Here is a 15437-nt window from a genome sequence, read left to right as displayed (position 1 = left end):
CTTTTTTTACGGCTGACTTCTGTGCATTTCAGTAGAACATGTTGTTTCGTTCAATTTAAATTGATACAACTGCACGGAACTTGCTCCATCAAGAGTACAAAGGAAATCACCTCCGTTATCACAGTCCTGATTTACCTCCACACATTGTGTACCTTCAATACGGTAAGTAGGAATGATTTTAGATGATTTACTCACCTGATTGCCAGCAAAAGCAGCTCCTATGCCTACTGCTACAGTAAGAACAGGAATAAGTAACTTTTTCATGCTATCATAATTTAATTGGTTATCGCCTACTCTATTACAGGGTTTTCGGCTAATTCCCTTTTTTATCCCTATCCACCGACGGCTCCCAGAACTGCCGATTTCACAAATAATTCTACTTAAAAGCTTCCCCCCTGATTTTATAACGGCGCAACTCATTGCCAACAATGGCATACAGATAATTCCCGTTTACCAACCAGGAAGATAAGGCTTCACCTTTTTTATGATCTATATAAAAGCTGCCCATATATTTCTGTCGGTCCAAACGATAAACATCTATTATAGCTGACGTTTTCCAAGACTCGGATGGCTCATATTTACCCATCAGGTTCGATTCATTAAATAGTAAATCACCTGCAATAACAGATCTTTTGTTTACACTAAATGGAGGAGCGCCCATTTTTTTTGTCCCATCCGATAGTTTGCTTATGGTAATTTTTGCACGTGTTGTCGTATCGATAGTGTGAAGTCTATTTTCAATTTTCATTGTGCTATCCATCACGATAAACTGATTTCGATAAACATATGTATATACTAATTTAGTCGCATTGCTGTTGGAAATTAGTGAACCGTCTACATCAAAAACACCATCAATCTGTCCTTGAAGTATATCTGGTTTTAATTTCACCTTTGAATCACCCTTAACATCAAGTGTAGCTAATGTATAACGATGATCCGAACCTCGCTGTGTTCGTATGGCAAACCTTGTAGAATCAATTACGACCAACTGATTAAAAAAAGCATCCTGATAACTTAACGTCCTTGCTATTGAATCATTAAGATGCCCCCGATAAATAATAGGAACTGTACCGTCATACAAATAATAATATGGCCCTTGGATCTGGAGTTTTATATTTCTGAAATTGTAATCTTTTTTATCAATAGAAGTACGCTTCCGCGTAGACCTATTTAAGGAAGTGTCGATTGTTGTAATAATTAATGGCGCACTTATATTCCCTAGATATAGGACTCCATTATGAATTCCAGCCAGATAATAGGAGTTCACTTTTAAGTCTCTTGTTTTTTCTATAAGTATTGGATGTTGTAAAAATCTTCTTATAAAACTATTTTCACTTTTAATGATATGTTCTGAGCTTCGAAAAAGTCCAATAACAACCAGACAGCTTGCAACAATAATAAGCCCTGCATAACCAAGTCCTTTCAGTCCAGATTTTCCAGTCTTTTTCACTAGAGTATACAACCCAATAATTGCTAACACTAAAAACCAGATATTAAAAATAAGATGTTCTGTCCATCCCAGCTTTTCCAGAATACCCCCACATGAACATGGGACAAAATCGCTATAATTTAATATAAGATAAATATATAATGTGAATGCGGACATAAGCCCGATAGATGCATATAATCCCAACCTATTACTATTTGGAATAAGTAACATGAACGCCACTGCAAATTCAATGATCAAAATTCCGTAAGAAATAATACCAGCATATGCACTCAGTAGCGGTGACTGGGCTAATTGAACCTGAAATGCTTCAAAGTCAAATAATTTGCTGGCAGCTGCATATATAAATAGCAACGCAAGAAGAAAACTTACCGCCTTTACAAAATATCTTTTAATGAATCCTATCATAATCACTGGCATTGATTATGACAAATTTCGCAATTGTAGTAAAATTAAATATTGACAATATTAACATTTATATACCAATATGTAATAATCTTATACCAATATGCAACAAAAGTATGTACAATAGTAACTTAGAGTGTTATAAATTAGCTAATCGAGGAATTGTTGTCAGACCAACACCATGACGTATAAAAGCCTTATACATATTTTGGTAGTCAAGAAATTTATTTTTAAATGCCACCTGTTTTAAACTCATCGTCGTAAAGACGATATCTTCAACCGCCTCAATCATCTTTGCCTTTAACCAAAAACTGTAAAAGGAATCCCCAAAACATATTTTGCAGTGTCGTTGAAAGAGATTATAATTAAACCCCTTTGCCTCTATGAATGCACGCAGGGTTTGTTTTTCATGATGAACATATTCATCCAGTATTTCCTTTACATAGGTTACCTCTGATGGGATATTTTTAATTTCATCTTTAGGTAGGCAGAGATCAACTATATGCAGAAAGCTTTTCTTTATATTTTCTATACGGCATAAACCTACAACCAAATGCATATTATCTTTATCGGTATAACGCACTTGAACAGGCAGTACATCTCTAAAAACAATGCTTTTATGATTTAGGTTACGAAAAACTTCATTTACGGTCCTATTATATCCATTGACATCAGTAAAATCATAGTAACCAAAATGATCAGATATCACTGCTTTCGGTGGTAGATAGTCAAGCTTTTTTAAGAAAGAAAAATAAAAATCAGTAATAATCTTGAAACGTTTTGAAATTTCATGCAGATCAGAAAAAAGACCTGCAGATTTCACAAAATTAAGATCGCAAAATATTGAGAGGTTTTGCTCAGCCATCGCATCCAACAATGAAACAATATAAAAATTCATTACAATCTATAATTTGATAACAGAACAAGACCGATCTCAGCGACAGCGATAATTAAGTTTCCGTATAGTGTAATTTATGGTCTATAGTTATATAAATCTAACATTTTTACCTTAATAAAGAAATATTTCAATTTAAAAAAATCGATCTTACCTACATAATTTCACTTTTACAAGTTAATTGTAACAAAAAAGGACGGCCATTCGGCCGTCCAATCGAGCATGCTCTCACTCTGGTAGTGTAAGGCATTCACCGTATTAATAGCTTTTACATCTATTTAACTATACTATTATCTAACCGGACCGATAATGATAGGCCCTAGCTTTTTGTTGTTAAATTGAAAAGAAATTTGCTTCTCATTACCAAAACTATCAACTATCCATACGTCAAATTGTTGTGAAACTAAAGATTCTGATGTATAATACAGACGAAATTCTTTTTCTGCCAACGGATAAAGATCGTTTGGCAAATAAGGTTTATATCCAGCGTAATTTAAACTGCCCTGTCCATCATTTTGAAAATACCTTAGCCTGTACGTATTACCTGTATAATTTCCATTTGAAATTATAGAAAAGCGTATTTCAACTGTTTCACCAATTCCTATTTCCTTTGGAACCGGCATAACCTTCACCTCAAAAGGGAAAACTTCCTGTACATCTAGCACTTCCTTTTCGCATCCCGAGAGAAATATAATTCCTAAAATAGCAATAAATCCGAGAAAAACCGATCCTATCGTCGTCTCCCACTTATAAAATATATTCTTCATATCTTTTTCTGATTTTCAAAAGTTAAAACGTAAGCCCAAACACATTGATGGTCTAAAACGCTCGAGATCGCTGCCCCATAATATCCTGATCCGACCTTGCAGCATAAAAACAACCCGGTCTGAAATATAGGTCTCTAAGGACAATCTCCCGCCAGTACCAAAAACAAATCCATTTTTGTTTTTTAGTATTCCGCCATCCATGAGCAGACTATCTCCTTTATTGACCGATTCAAAGCCTGCTACTCCCGTAACAGCTCCGTTCAGAGTAATAAATTTCCTTGAATCTGAAAGAAGCTTTATACTATAACCTGCCTCTCCAAGAAAGTCTTCCAATGGGATATTCCAAGTTTTATAGTCTGCTGTCTTCTTTTGATATTCAAGTCCCCAGATCCAGTAGTTGCCGTGTTTTGCAAAACTGTTCAATGTCAAATTGATATAGAAATCTTTGCCTATTCGATCTGCATTTAAAAGTCCTGTATTAACTTCCAAAGATTTCTGTTTATACACCATGCGCTGCGCATACAATGGGATGCTCATAATGGCCAGTACCAAAAAGATGATATACTTTTTCATAATTCCTTGCTTTATTAATTAACCTTAATCTTCATTTCAGATACGGGCTTCGCAGCAACCAGATCCGAATTCTCAATCTCCAGCACCTGGTTCCTTGCTCCATTCCTTTCAAAAATTTCAATCCTTAGCACCTGCTCATCAGTGATTGTAAATTGATCAAGAAGTATCACATTGCCAGCGATTGAATTATCTGAGATTACTTCCAGACCAGGATACTGCCTTAAAGGAGCTAATTGCTTTTCCTGAGAAACCGTTCTTTTTGCAATCTGCTTATCCTCGATTTTATAGGTACAAAAGTCCACGACAAAAGGTACGTTTGATCTATTTTTAACTTCCACATGGAAGTAAAACTTACCGTTATGGACATAGATACCTTTAAGAACAGACTGAATTCCATAGGATCTGGACGCGATGTGTCTTATATACCTTTTATTCTGCTGATATATAGTTTTCAGCGCAACTTCTGTTAAGGATGGTGGATTAAAACCAAGCTCCTCAAACTGAACGTTTCTCCCTTCCTCACGCTCAGCATCAATTTTCATTTTCTTTAAATCGTAGCTCAGCGTATATGGATCAGCATTATAAATAACATTAAAGCTATAAAATTGGCCATCCTCTGTAATTACTGTAAAGTTGGTTTCCTCCGCAAAATCCTTAACTGCTGCCTTTATACGCAGGACGTTCTGTGCATCCTCTGCTTTCTCAGCAATAAGATAACTCGATCCCAGATCTGTGTACCTGATAGTTGAAGGAAAAATAATATGGCAGGTTTTGTTATATGTTACTTCCAGCCTATAAGGTTCTACCCTTCCCTTTTCGAGCGACTGCTGACCAAAAGTCTTGATAAACAGTCCCACAAAAAGCAGGATCATCAGTATATTTTTGATTGTTATCATAGTATGATTATTATTGTTATTACTTTATTTTTTGGTCACCAGCAGTACTTGATGACCTGACCTCACTGTTACCTTGACAGCTCTTAATTTTTTTGAAAAAAAACCTGAAACGCCCTGTATCAGTCCCCTGCTCAGATCACTTGCAACCTGCTGTCCCGCCGACCGCGACATAGAAATATTCATCCCGGAACTCTGGCTCATGTTTGCCGCTATTTCTCCCGCGGCATTGATCTCGTCTGAACGTGGGACAAATAACCCAAGCTGACCGTCAGTGCCATAAACTAGAATCTCGACTGGAACAATATTTCCAGATATTTCAACTGCGCTGATCTTTAGCTGCAACCTATTTCCCTGAAATTTGGTATCTGCCACCAGTTCCGTTCCTTTGGAAACATGATAACCGCCAATCATTGCATTTTCGGATAATCTCAACTTTAGCGACCCGTCCCCTGATAATGTTTTTGTTTCCATCACCATTGCTCGTATACTATTCCTGACAATATCACTTTGGGCAACTTGTCCGGGCGTGATAAAGCCTATATTACGCTCTCCGATGCCATTTAAAATCTCCGCTGCATCCTCTTCGCGGTACAAGGCTGTTACAATCCCCCTTTTGGACCCTTTCAAACTTTCGATCTTCCCTTTATTGCTTGTTAGAGTAGTTGTTTTTATCGCTGTTGAATCGGTAAGCTGACCAACATTGATCGCAGGGTTTGTGGGTAATGTATTTCCTGAAGGAAGATAGCGTGAAGCCATTTCGTACGATTTTTCCATTAATGCCAGCTGGTCCTTATAGGTAGGTGTCTGAGGAACGTCCTTTTCTGAAAGCCGATCTTTGAGTTCATCTACCTGTTTGCGAAGCGCCAATTTTTCGCGGTCATCATCCCGATAAAACGACCCCAGGGTTTGCTGTGCATTCTGATAACTGCTCAAGGAATTATTCTGTGTACCGGTCATCGCATATCCTCCTGAGTTACCGCCATTAACTTTTGCCACGGGAACTTCACCGCTAACTGAGGTATCGGAACTATTCCAATAATCTGACAATGACATCAGCGAATTGCGCTTTGCAGCTTCCCTCTCTTCAATCATTTCCTTCTCATAAGCCTTCTGTTTATCCGCCTGCAGCCCTTTGTCTGTGGCCTCAGGTACGGCATTTTTTAACCCTTTATCCTTATTTTCCTCACCACCATCTTTAGGTTTAAATATCAAGTAAAGACAGGCGATGAAAACAATGGCCATCAGGCCAAAGATGATGGGCTTTTTAAGCTTATCATTTTTTGAGGAACTGCTTTCCGAATTTTCTGTAGAATCTTCATCCACAATTAAACTGATCCTCTTATTCTCTTTCTCTTCCATTGTGTATAGTTTTAGGATTTCTAACAGAATCTTTCAAAGAAGATTCATTATGAATCACAGCTGGTACTTCGATATGGCTTATATCGATTTTATCCCCTTTTCCCAGATCATAAAATACTTTGACCAGTACGCCTACGCCCATAAGCAGGTAGAATGCGAATAGATAAAGTACATATCTGATCTGTTTACGGACGGGTAAATTCCGCCATCTCAGATCGAGCTTCTCAAGCTCATTATCGATTGTTGTTCTAATATTTTTCATTTTCTAAATTTTGAACCATAACGCCTCCCCCTTCTATGGAGAGGACTAATTTTCTCTACCGCTCTATCACTTCCTCATCCTTATTGGAAAGGACTGAAAATTTTAAAATCTGGAAGCCCTGTGGATTGCTGTCTGACCGCACACTATTGAGCAGATTGCATGATGTGACAAGGCTCCTTCGGGTAAGATTACTGGACCGGATGATAAACTGCTTGGCGTAGGTGGTGACAGAATAAGGATAAGTATTAAAATCACAGACCACACTGTCCACTTCAACTCTTTGCTGAATGTTCCCGGATATGATCCTGTTATAATACCCCTTTTCAGAAAGGTCACGATAATAATCAAAAGCACTTTTATCCGCCAGGTCGAATGCCCGTTTCATATTGCTTTCAATCGCAGATTTATCTGGTGCCAGCGTAAAAAAAAGCTCATGGAACCTCCTGACATGCTCACGTGCCTCAACGGGACGGTTTATGCTCGCATCCTGTGAGAGTGCCAGCATCAACGATTTTCCCTGATCAAGAACATATATTTTCTCCCGTTGTACCGATGCAAAGGAATACGATTTCCACACCGCAAAAGCTGCTACCGCTAAACACAGTATCGCAAAGACAATGGCGTATAGCCTGATCTGCTTAAAACTATTTTCAATATTTCTTAACGTTCTGAATTCCATAATCAATTGCTTTTTTGTCCCTGTCCATTGCTCTTATTATCCAACAGTTCACCCCCAATATTCCCCACTGCAGCTCCGGCAGCGGCAGCGCCAACATTTCCTGTGCGCATCGCAGCCTGACTGACATTGCGTGTAAAGTTTCCTGCACCTCCAGCCTGAATGATCCAGCTTGTAACAGTAGGTATGGTAAAGTATCCTACAATTCCTATGATCATAAAAATCAGGTAAACACTATTCTCGGGATCGGGCACAAATGAGGGATCACTTAACAGTTCTATATCCCGCTGGACGCTCATGGCATTTATTTTCGCCAGCATTGCGCTGAAAAGATCAGCAACCGGAAGCCAGAGATATACACTTATATACCGTGTAAGCCACTGGTTGAGCGTACTCTGAAAACCATCCCACACAGAAATAGCAAAAGCAATGGGCCCGAGGATTGATAGAACAATTAAAAAAAATGTACGGATCGTATCCACAACAAGTGCCGCCGCCTGAAATAAAAGCTCCAGTAATTCGCGCAACTGCTGCTTGATTTCCTGCTTTATATTATAAACCGCCTGGTCCCTGTACATATTCATCATCGTTGCAATGTCTTCAAATGACCATCCCAGATCATCAAGCTTTTTGTCGAACTCCTCATCGGAGACTAGGTAGGCCGTTGCGGGATTCCGCAACATCGCTTCTTTTTCCAGTACATCTTTTTGCTGCTGCAAAGTGTTTAGATCCAGAACCTGCCCTTCCAACATCGAGTGTGTACCCTTAACAATTGGGCTAAGTACACCGTTAATTGTCCCCAATACTATCGTCGGGAAAAACATTATACAGATGCCTATTGCAAAAGGTCTCAGTAAGGGAAAAACGTCAATAGGTTCCGCCCGGCTCAATGCCTGCCAGACCTTTAACGCCACATAGAAGAGAGCCCCCAGACCCGCAACTCCTTTTGCCACAACCGCCATCGTTTCCGACATGGGGATCATTTCATCATAGAGGCCCCGTAGGATCTCATGTAAATTGTTAAATTCCATAACCGTGAGAATTTATTACCAATATTTTTGATTAGCTGTACCATATAAGTCCATGACACGCTTGGTGTCATTTTGCTTTTTTGCACGCAGGATACTTACAGAGATATTTTTGTTCGTAAAATATCTTACCAGGCTATGATACTCCTTTACCTCCTTGTAGACACGGTCTATAATCTCCATACGCTCCTTATCATTCAGTGAAAGGCTGCTGGAACTTACGATCTGCTTCAATTCCTTGAGTAGTTCTGTACTCTCATTCAGCAGCGATGAATACCCATTTCCAATGGCTACCAGTTCCGCTGCAGAGAAGTTTTTGTCGTTTAGCATACGGGAGAAATTATTGACATAGAGATTACTAACATCCCCGACCAAAAGAACGGTCTGTTGCACTTTTCTCGCATCTTTCACCAGATTGTTGACAGCCTTTAGTTTGTCATAATATTCTTTGCCCTGCTCATACACTTTTTTGACTTCGTTAAAATTCTTTACCACATTACTTACAGTGTTTGAGGTCTGTACAATTTCGTTGGCGCTGTTCAGAACACCTGAGATGAGATTTGCCGGATCGGTAACTACCCATTGCGCATTTGCTTTTTGTGTGATGGCTAGTGACAATGCCATAAACACGGTCATTAATAAATTTTTCATTTTTCTAAATTTTTAAGATTGTTTAATTATTGGGATGATCGCCAGGTGATAAGCCTTTGATCTTTTTCAGTGATATTTTTTTTATGGCGGCTTCAACATCCCCGCCCATTTCATGGGCTAGATCCATCACTTGCATTTTCTCCGATTCCTCTGTTGTATAGGCCAAATACTCCTGTTCGCTCACTTCTGTAGCATACACTGCACTATGAGTGCCTCCAAGCCCTATCCAAACTTCCTTGTACTTACGATTAGGATCATTGTCCTGATTAATCGAAAGGATCTGCGATTTTTCCCTTTCGGTGAGACCAAGCATCTTTTGGATGTCGTCAAATTTGTTGGCATATTTTCGTTGGTCCAGCAGGATCTTGCAGTCACTGTTGTTAATGATTGTTTCCTTGACAATGGGAGATTGTATTATATCATCAATCTCCTGTGTTACCACATTTGCTTCCCCAAAGAATTTCCTGACGGTTTTGAATAAATAGCGTATATATTCGGCCATTCCTTCTTTAGCAATTGCCTTCCACGCTTCCTCAATCAATATCATCTTTCGGATACCTTTCAATCTCCGCATCTTGTTGATAAAGACCTCCATGATGATTATTGTAACCACGGGAAAAAGAATTTTGTGATCCTTGATCGCATCAATTTCAAAGACAATAAATCGCTTATTAAGCAAATCAAGCTCTTTTTCTGAGTTTAGTAAGTAGTCATACTCACCGCCTTTATAATACGGTTCCAGAACATTTAAGAAATTGGCGAGGTCAAAGTCTTTTTCACGGACTTCTTTGTCCTGCAGTACCTTCTTATAATCCCCTTTCACGTATTCATAGAATCCATTGAAGCAGGGTATTTCATTGCTATTTTTAATCCGTTCGATGTATCCGGCTACTGCATTGGACAAAGCGACTTCCTCGCTACGTCGGGGAGCCTCGTCGTCCCTCTTCCATAGGGTCAAAATCAAGGTCTTAATGCTTTCTCTTTTCTCGATATCAAAGACATTATCTTCGGTAAAGAAAGGATTGAATGAGATGGGGTTGTCCTCGGTGTAGGTGAAATAAACACCGTCTTTTCCTTTTGTCTTCCCTTTGATGAGTTCGCAAAGCCCCTGATAAGAATTACCCGTATCTACTAAAAGCACATGAGTTCCCTGTTCATAATATTGTCTCACCATATGATTGGTGAAGAATGATTTTCCACTTCCATTTTTTTGGTGGGCTGGCGGGCTACTCAATTAAGAATAGCCCGCCAACCCCCAGATGGCCCTAAAATGAAACGGTTTCTATTCGTAATGATCCCCTTTTTCATGGGAAGATCACTGATATCCAAATGCACCGGTTTCCCAGTCAGTCTGTCCGCAAGCTTAATCCCAAATGGCGACAACGAATCTTGATAGTTGGTTTCCTGGGTAAAAAAACATAGTGCCGGTTCAATGAAAGTGTAAAAGGATTCTTCGGCAGGAAAATCACCCGCATTACCGGGAATTCCCGCCCAGAACAAGGTGGCAGCATCGACCGTATTATGGCGGGGCTTACATTCCATTAGCGCAAGCGCACTTCCGACATCATTTTTCAGGTTGCGTAGCTCCTGTCGGTCTTCACTCCATGCGAATATATTATAATGGGCCCTGATCGATGGTGAACCGTGTGAATGGGCCTCGTTCAGATAACGTTCTATCCATTCCTTATTTATCTGGTTTGCCCGGCTATAACGTGCCAGTGAATGCATATTTCTGGCCGACTTCTCAAATTTTTTGAGGTTTTCAGAACTATTATCGATGAACAGGTACTGGTTATAAATGTGGTCACAGCGCAGCATCAGTCCCACAGGACTGGCAAAAGACAACATACAGTCACTGCGATCTGTTGAAAGTCTGTCGTAGCGATTGCAGTCAGAAACAGTACCGGGAAGATCATCGGTACTGGATAATGTATGAAGTACCATCCTCTTGCTCCCAACCCTGAGCTCTTCTGTTCCCAGAGCCATATCCTGCAGAACGGGATTGGTCTCACGCGACAATGTAAAATACTGTTCAAGAATTCCGGTTTTCCCTTCGCTTCCCAATATTTCAGCTTCACCCAGCTGATCCATTGTTATATGACCACTGTCATTGATAATACGCTGGAACTGGCTCACCGATTCCAGAAAATGCCGCATTCCTTCCTTATCCTTTATTTCTTTGGGCACAAGATTACCCTTGCACAAGCTGCTAAAATTGCTCTGGGACTGCATCCGTGCCTTTGTCGTTTTCGTCAGAAAAATATAGCAATAGTGGTTCAGAAACGGTCGCTCATTAAAGTGAAGCTGGAAAGAACGTGACAAAAAACTATGTTCACTTTTTTCAAGATCCGGCTGGTAGTTTTCCTTTAGATACCAGTCCTGTTTGTGCAGGATACTATAATCCGGCAAAGTTTTGATCGCTTTACTCCATGAGGAATGAATGGATTCGTATACATCCGTGCCTACCGTAAAAATTTCCGGAAGCCTTAGACGGAAACACACCGTAAGGTCTCCTTCTTTCGAAATGATGCAATCATTTTCAATTGCAAGGAGGGGAAAACGGCTTTCTAACGTAGTTGTTTTAGAGATATTTCTCATGATAACCATTAAGATTTAGTTAAAATTTTGATTTTTCTTACCTCTCGCAGCTTGGTGATTAAGGTAAGATTGCACAGGTTTACGGGTGATGATATATTGTGGATGCTTTCTTTTTGCACCTAATTTCATCAGTCCATGTTCACCGTATTTGTTGTTCAGGCTGAAAGTTTTCCAGATGATCAGTGAAGCGGAAATAAACCCTACTGAAAGACAGACATACATATTTACATCCGCCATGTACAGTACCATGACAAGGATAAGTACCAGTAATAGCCCGCCGGCAAATCCAAAAAGATACTGCGCTTTCAAACCTTTAAATTCAACTGTACAGCCGATACCCTTATTGATATTCCAGGTTCTCATTTCAGTATGATTTAAAGTTTAGCGTTCCCTGCACGATATCCAGGTCATAGTTGGCGGTAAGTACTTCGATCTTTTTCTTGGCTACTTTTCCCGAATGTTTATCGACCAGCACCTCTTTCTGCATTTTGACAGTATGCCAGTCAAGATCGCGGCTGAATTTGTTCAGGATATCACTCGGGTAGCTGCTCAAAAGAAACTTTCCCTTCGCATGGGATAGACACAATAGCAGAGATTCAAAATCATGTTTGCTATACCCATCGTAATGACCGCAGTCACTATTAAAATAAGGCGGATCACAATAGTGAAAAGCCTTTTCATGATCGCGTGAATTGATGATCCTAATGGCATCCGTATTTTCGATCTGAACATTTTGAAGGCGTATTGCAAAATCTTCACAGAATGACGCACGCTTATTGCTCAATCTTTTGGATGAGGTCTGCTCCTGTACATCGTAACCCCATGAATCGCCGATTTTTGCGCTGAAAGACTGGTTACATAAAACCCAGACTGCCCAGGCCCGTGGTAATCTGTCAAAGAGATGGGGATTATTATAGATCACAAGCGCATCGCTATGAAGGGATCTACTGTGAAGCGTTATACGGATCATTTTTTCCAGTTCAACAAACTGATTTTTTACCATCTCATAGAAGTTGATCAGCTCACGGTTGTAATCGTTGATCACCTCAACCTCAGATCTCGGTTTTGACCAGAATATCGCTCCTCCCCCAACAAACGGTTCAACGTAGGTATAATGTGGTGGAATAAGCGGAATAATGATCCTGGCCAGCTGTTGCTTTCCGCCATAATAGGTCAATGGCGTAGCCATCTTACTTTTTGTCATAATTGAAAAAAATTAATAGGGTTAGCCTAAAGGAAAAATGATCGCAAAATGGTCGCAGCGACAATCAGGAATATACAGGCTCCGAACCAGCTCGCCGCTGTCTTTGAAGTGTCAGGGTCACCCGAACTGAATTTGTTGTACACTTTCACGCCGCCGATCAGTCCCACCACTGCACCGATAGCATAAATCAGCTTGGTGGCCGGATCAAAATAGCTGGTAACCATCTGCGTTGCCTCCTGAATACCTGCAGCACCATTTCCCTGCGCAAAAGCCCCGTTGCTGATAAGCGAAATAAACAACAACGCCAGCAGAATTTTTTGTCTTGATTTTTTCATGTTTCATTACATTTAAAGTTTGTAATACCCGCCTTTGCGGGCTTGGAAACAAAGGTGTCGCAGTTAGGATCGCATTTGGGGGCAGGTGGTATCAGACGTACTAAGTTTGCCGTTATTGTCCTAATCGGAGTTCGGAAAAAGGCATAAAAAAACCGCCAGACTTTCAAGTCTGGCGGCTGCACTGCTGTGGGCTACATTTTTCGCCCCTTTTTATTTTCTTTCCTTTCATTGTCTTTAACTGCTTCCCTGATCGGCTGTTTAAGTCTATTTTCCGAGATAATTTCATCAATTCCAGATTTATTCCACGGCACCAACTCGGCCTTAAAGTCAAGTCTGAGGCCCGTTTCTTTTAAACCTTCCATTTCCTCCCATCCATTTCTTCGGTTCCATCCCACCGGATCAAGGGTTCTTGCATAAGGAATTTCAACAAAAATTAAATCTATGGGGTAGTCCAGTATTTTATCCCATTCTCGATCTCCTATTTCAAAATTTTTGGGATCGTAAGGAAAGGCATAGACATTTTTATCCTCAACATACCAATCCTCCAGATCATCAAAACGTATACCCATTGTTGATAGAACATCTTTAGGCCTTAAAAGATCTATCCTTGCATCTGCATAAAAGATGTGCCCTCCAATTTCAACCGTTGGAAGTTCTCCATGTTTAATTCTTCTTGTCAGTGCCTCCTGATCGACCATGAGCTCAAAATCGGTCAGCAAAAGAATTTCCTCAACAGCCTTATTATACTTTTCTGCCATCTCCCTAGGGGCAAGCGTTACAAACTGTGGAGGAGTTATACTTAAATTCTGTCTACTCGTTTTATCGAAATGATGAAAGCGGTATCCTTCTTCCTCCAGATCGATCATATCTTCTAATGTGTAACGGGTTTCGGGGTTGGCCCTTTCCCGAAATTCGAATTTCTCCACATCAACAATAAACTCGATTCCGTAATCTGGATCTGTATAGATCGGTAGTTCTTTTTCCATAACTCAGCTTTTATTATTTTTTTTAATTTAATTGCTGAGCTAAATTGTGCCGTAGAGTTACATATTTGGTGAATTGCAGAACCTTGAGGTACTATTTTTCCGTGGTTTTCCTATCTAATATCAAAAATGTCTACATTCAAAATTTTGGCCGCGTCCCTTTCTGGGGATTCTCAATTGCTGATTTTTCATTTTTCGGCAATAATTTTTTCGCTTCTAATTTACCTTGCGAATGGTACAGTTCAAGATATTGATTTATGGAAAGAGCATTACTCAATACTGAGCTATTGGATATAATATTAGGATTATCAACAAGAATATCAATATGCTTCATTGCTTCATTTATACCTTGCTCAATATTGTTAGTAGACTGTTTAGAAGCAGGGATGATTACCTGTGCATTTTCAGGCTTGTTGTTTTTTTCAAAGATTACAGTCAGGTCTTTATCAAGAAGGCGACTTTCATTACTACTTGCAATAATATAATTTCGGTATTCTTTTAGAGTAAAATCAGGATCATTTTCTGAGATCAGAATCAAGGTCTTCAGATCTGGATTTTTAACTGTAAAATCACTGTTTAGCAAAGCATTTCCATTGATCTGCTGTTGTGACGGTTCGGCAATATGAAACATTTTAAGATCCTGATAATATAGTTCAAGATCTGTAAGGAAATGAAAATTATTGATAACTGCAATTGGATCTAAGTTTGTAAGATCCGGAACTTTAAACTCTATTGAATTTTCGACCGTTTGATCTCGAAGCAGATCGACGATACGGCCGTCATTCATGTTGCAGTATAAGTAATAGCAACTTTCATCATCAATAAAATAATCATACCGATACTCTGTTAATTTGATACTATCCATATCGCCGTTCAGTGGCCGAAGTGAATTAGTAATAGCATCTATTTCATAAACTATACCCGCAATATCAATTTTTACGCGTTCACCAGATACCCTTCGTCTGAGAACATCCTGATTTACAATAATGTCAAAATCAGTTTTATTTTTAATGTCATCCCGGCTACAACCGTATTTCCGCATCATACCTTCCGGATCAATCTCAGCAATTCGTGGAACGCTTACTTTTACTGTTGACTGAGCAAATTCTTCCTTACTTTTTTCGGATTCGTTAAATATATCATCTGCGGGCCCCAAACGTCTTTCCGTAGGAGTATTTTTATTGATTTTACTGTAAAAAAATTCGTAATGTGTAAGATGGTCAAGCATTTCGTTGAAAAACAGGAGATTATATGGATCTTTTTTTTCAATTAAAACTAAATTATCAATATCAAATTGAAATATAGTATCACAAATTTCAATTTCAGGTAGGTTTGCTTCCATACTTTCTTTATAATTT

At 39.4% G+C, this 15437-nt stretch carries 16 protein-coding genes and 1 pseudogene; all 17 read right to left on the bottom strand.

The window, feature by feature from the left end; genetic code table 11:
* Positions 1–6: 6 nt before the first annotated feature.
* A complete protein-coding gene (locus EG342_RS11135; RefSeq protein WP_103290889.1) occupies positions 7–264 on the bottom strand; it encodes a DUF6520 family protein in 258 nt (85 codons plus the stop codon).
* Between the two features lie 112 nt (positions 265–376).
* Complete coding sequence (locus EG342_RS11130; RefSeq protein WP_246008771.1) at positions 377–1855, bottom strand: DoxX family protein; 1479 nt, start codon at positions 1853–1855, stop codon at positions 377–379.
* Positions 1856–1991: 136 nt separating this feature from the next.
* Positions 1992–2750, bottom strand: a complete 759-nt coding sequence (locus EG342_RS11125; protein WP_123868079.1) for a helix-turn-helix transcriptional regulator — start codon at positions 2748–2750, stop codon at positions 1992–1994.
* A gap of 287 nt (positions 2751–3037) precedes the next feature.
* Positions 3038–3514: a DUF3872 domain-containing protein gene (locus EG342_RS11120; protein ID WP_103290895.1), complete on the bottom strand. Its 477-nt coding sequence runs from the start codon at positions 3512–3514 to the stop codon at positions 3038–3040.
* 15 nt (positions 3515–3529) lie between these two features.
* On the bottom strand, positions 3530–4087 hold the full coding sequence (locus EG342_RS11115; RefSeq protein WP_103290898.1) for a conjugal transfer protein TraO: 558 nt from the start codon (positions 4085–4087) through the stop codon (positions 3530–3532).
* 14 nt (positions 4088–4101) lie between these two features.
* Positions 4102–4983, bottom strand: coding sequence for a conjugative transposon protein TraN (gene traN, locus EG342_RS11110; protein WP_103290901.1), 882 nt, complete (start codon positions 4981–4983; stop codon positions 4102–4104).
* 24 nt (positions 4984–5007) lie between these two features.
* Entirely contained in the window at positions 5008–6342 is a 1335-nt protein-coding gene (traM, locus tag EG342_RS11105; protein WP_103290903.1) for a conjugative transposon protein TraM, read from the bottom strand.
* Positions 6323–6604, bottom strand: coding sequence for a hypothetical protein (locus EG342_RS11100; RefSeq protein WP_002981471.1), 282 nt, complete (start codon positions 6602–6604; stop codon positions 6323–6325). Before EG342_RS11100 ends, traM begins: the two co-directional genes overlap by 20 nt.
* A gap of 55 nt (positions 6605–6659) precedes the next feature.
* Positions 6660–7283 (bottom strand): conjugative transposon protein TraK, encoded by a 624-nt coding sequence (traK, locus tag EG342_RS11095; protein ID WP_103290905.1) that lies wholly within the window; start codon positions 7281–7283, stop codon positions 6660–6662.
* 2 nt (positions 7284–7285) lie between these two features.
* Positions 7286–8311 (bottom strand): conjugative transposon protein TraJ, encoded by a 1026-nt coding sequence (gene traJ / locus EG342_RS11090; protein WP_002981474.1) that lies wholly within the window; start codon positions 8309–8311, stop codon positions 7286–7288.
* A 15-nt stretch (positions 8312–8326) separates the two neighbouring features.
* Positions 8327–8959, bottom strand: coding sequence for a DUF4141 domain-containing protein (locus EG342_RS11085; protein ID WP_103290907.1), 633 nt, complete (start codon positions 8957–8959; stop codon positions 8327–8329).
* Positions 8960–8981: 22 nt separating this feature from the next.
* Positions 8982–11557 (bottom strand): annotated as a pseudogene (locus EG342_RS11080) (TraG family conjugative transposon ATPase).
* A gap of 15 nt (positions 11558–11572) precedes the next feature.
* A complete protein-coding gene (locus tag EG342_RS11075; protein WP_103290909.1) occupies positions 11573–11920 on the bottom strand; it encodes a DUF4133 domain-containing protein in 348 nt (115 codons plus the stop codon).
* Between the two features lies 1 nt (position 11921).
* Positions 11922–12761: a DNA adenine methylase gene (locus tag EG342_RS11070; protein WP_103290912.1), complete on the bottom strand. Its 840-nt coding sequence runs from the start codon at positions 12759–12761 to the stop codon at positions 11922–11924.
* A 26-nt stretch (positions 12762–12787) separates the two neighbouring features.
* Complete coding sequence (locus EG342_RS11065; protein WP_002981486.1) at positions 12788–13096, bottom strand: DUF4134 domain-containing protein; 309 nt, start codon at positions 13094–13096, stop codon at positions 12788–12790.
* A 191-nt stretch (positions 13097–13287) separates the two neighbouring features.
* Positions 13288–14082, bottom strand: a complete 795-nt coding sequence (locus tag EG342_RS11060; RefSeq protein ID WP_103290914.1) for a hypothetical protein — start codon at positions 14080–14082, stop codon at positions 13288–13290.
* Between the two features lie 136 nt (positions 14083–14218).
* A complete protein-coding gene (locus tag EG342_RS11055; RefSeq protein ID WP_103290916.1) occupies positions 14219–15421 on the bottom strand; it encodes a hypothetical protein in 1203 nt (400 codons plus the stop codon).
* Positions 15422–15437 lie beyond the last annotated feature (16 nt).

Origin of the sequence: Chryseobacterium lactis, assembly GCF_003815875.1 — a bacterium.
Classification (GTDB): domain Bacteria; phylum Bacteroidota; class Bacteroidia; order Flavobacteriales; family Weeksellaceae; genus Chryseobacterium; species Chryseobacterium lactis.
Note: the sequence above shows the minus strand (reverse complement) of the source record. Positions and strands in the feature narration are given on the sequence as shown.

What these genes read in the sequence shown, in the direction of transcription:
- EG342_RS11135 (WP_103290889.1), bottom strand. Translation starts at nt 264, where the DNA reads ATGAAAAAGTTACTTATTCCTGTTCTTACTGTAGCAGTAGGCATAGGA.
- EG342_RS11130 (WP_246008771.1), bottom strand. Translation starts at nt 1,855, where the DNA reads ATGATAGGATTCATTAAAAGATATTTTGTAAAGGCGGTAAGTTTTCTT.
- EG342_RS11125 (WP_123868079.1), bottom strand. Translation starts at nt 2,750, where the DNA reads ATGAATTTTTATATTGTTTCATTGTTGGATGCGATGGCTGAGCAAAAC.
- EG342_RS11120 (WP_103290895.1), bottom strand. Translation starts at nt 3,514, where the DNA reads ATGAAGAATATATTTTATAAGTGGGAGACGACGATAGGATCGGTTTTT.
- EG342_RS11115 (WP_103290898.1), bottom strand. Translation starts at nt 4,087, where the DNA reads ATGAAAAAGTATATCATCTTTTTGGTACTGGCCATTATGAGCATCCCA.
- traN (WP_103290901.1), bottom strand. Translation starts at nt 4,983, where the DNA reads ATGATAACAATCAAAAATATACTGATGATCCTGCTTTTTGTGGGACTG.
- traM (WP_103290903.1), bottom strand. Translation starts at nt 6,342, where the DNA reads ATGGAAGAGAAAGAGAATAAGAGGATCAGTTTAATTGTGGATGAAGAT.
- EG342_RS11100 (WP_002981471.1), bottom strand. Translation starts at nt 6,604, where the DNA reads ATGAAAAATATTAGAACAACAATCGATAATGAGCTTGAGAAGCTCGAT.
- traK (WP_103290905.1), bottom strand. Translation starts at nt 7,283, where the DNA reads ATGGAATTCAGAACGTTAAGAAATATTGAAAATAGTTTTAAGCAGATC.
- traJ (WP_002981474.1), bottom strand. Translation starts at nt 8,311, where the DNA reads ATGGAATTTAACAATTTACATGAGATCCTACGGGGCCTCTATGATGAA.
- EG342_RS11085 (WP_103290907.1), bottom strand. Translation starts at nt 8,959, where the DNA reads ATGAAAAATTTATTAATGACCGTGTTTATGGCATTGTCACTAGCCATC.
- EG342_RS11075 (WP_103290909.1), bottom strand. Translation starts at nt 11,920, where the DNA reads ATGAGAACCTGGAATATCAATAAGGGTATCGGCTGTACAGTTGAATTT.
- EG342_RS11070 (WP_103290912.1), bottom strand. Translation starts at nt 12,761, where the DNA reads ATGACAAAAAGTAAGATGGCTACGCCATTGACCTATTATGGCGGAAAG.
- EG342_RS11065 (WP_002981486.1), bottom strand. Translation starts at nt 13,096, where the DNA reads ATGAAAAAATCAAGACAAAAAATTCTGCTGGCGTTGTTGTTTATTTCG.
- EG342_RS11060 (WP_103290914.1), bottom strand. Translation starts at nt 14,082, where the DNA reads ATGGAAAAAGAACTACCGATCTATACAGATCCAGATTACGGAATCGAG.
- EG342_RS11055 (WP_103290916.1), bottom strand. Translation starts at nt 15,421, where the DNA reads ATGGAAGCAAACCTACCTGAAATTGAAATTTGTGATACTATATTTCAA.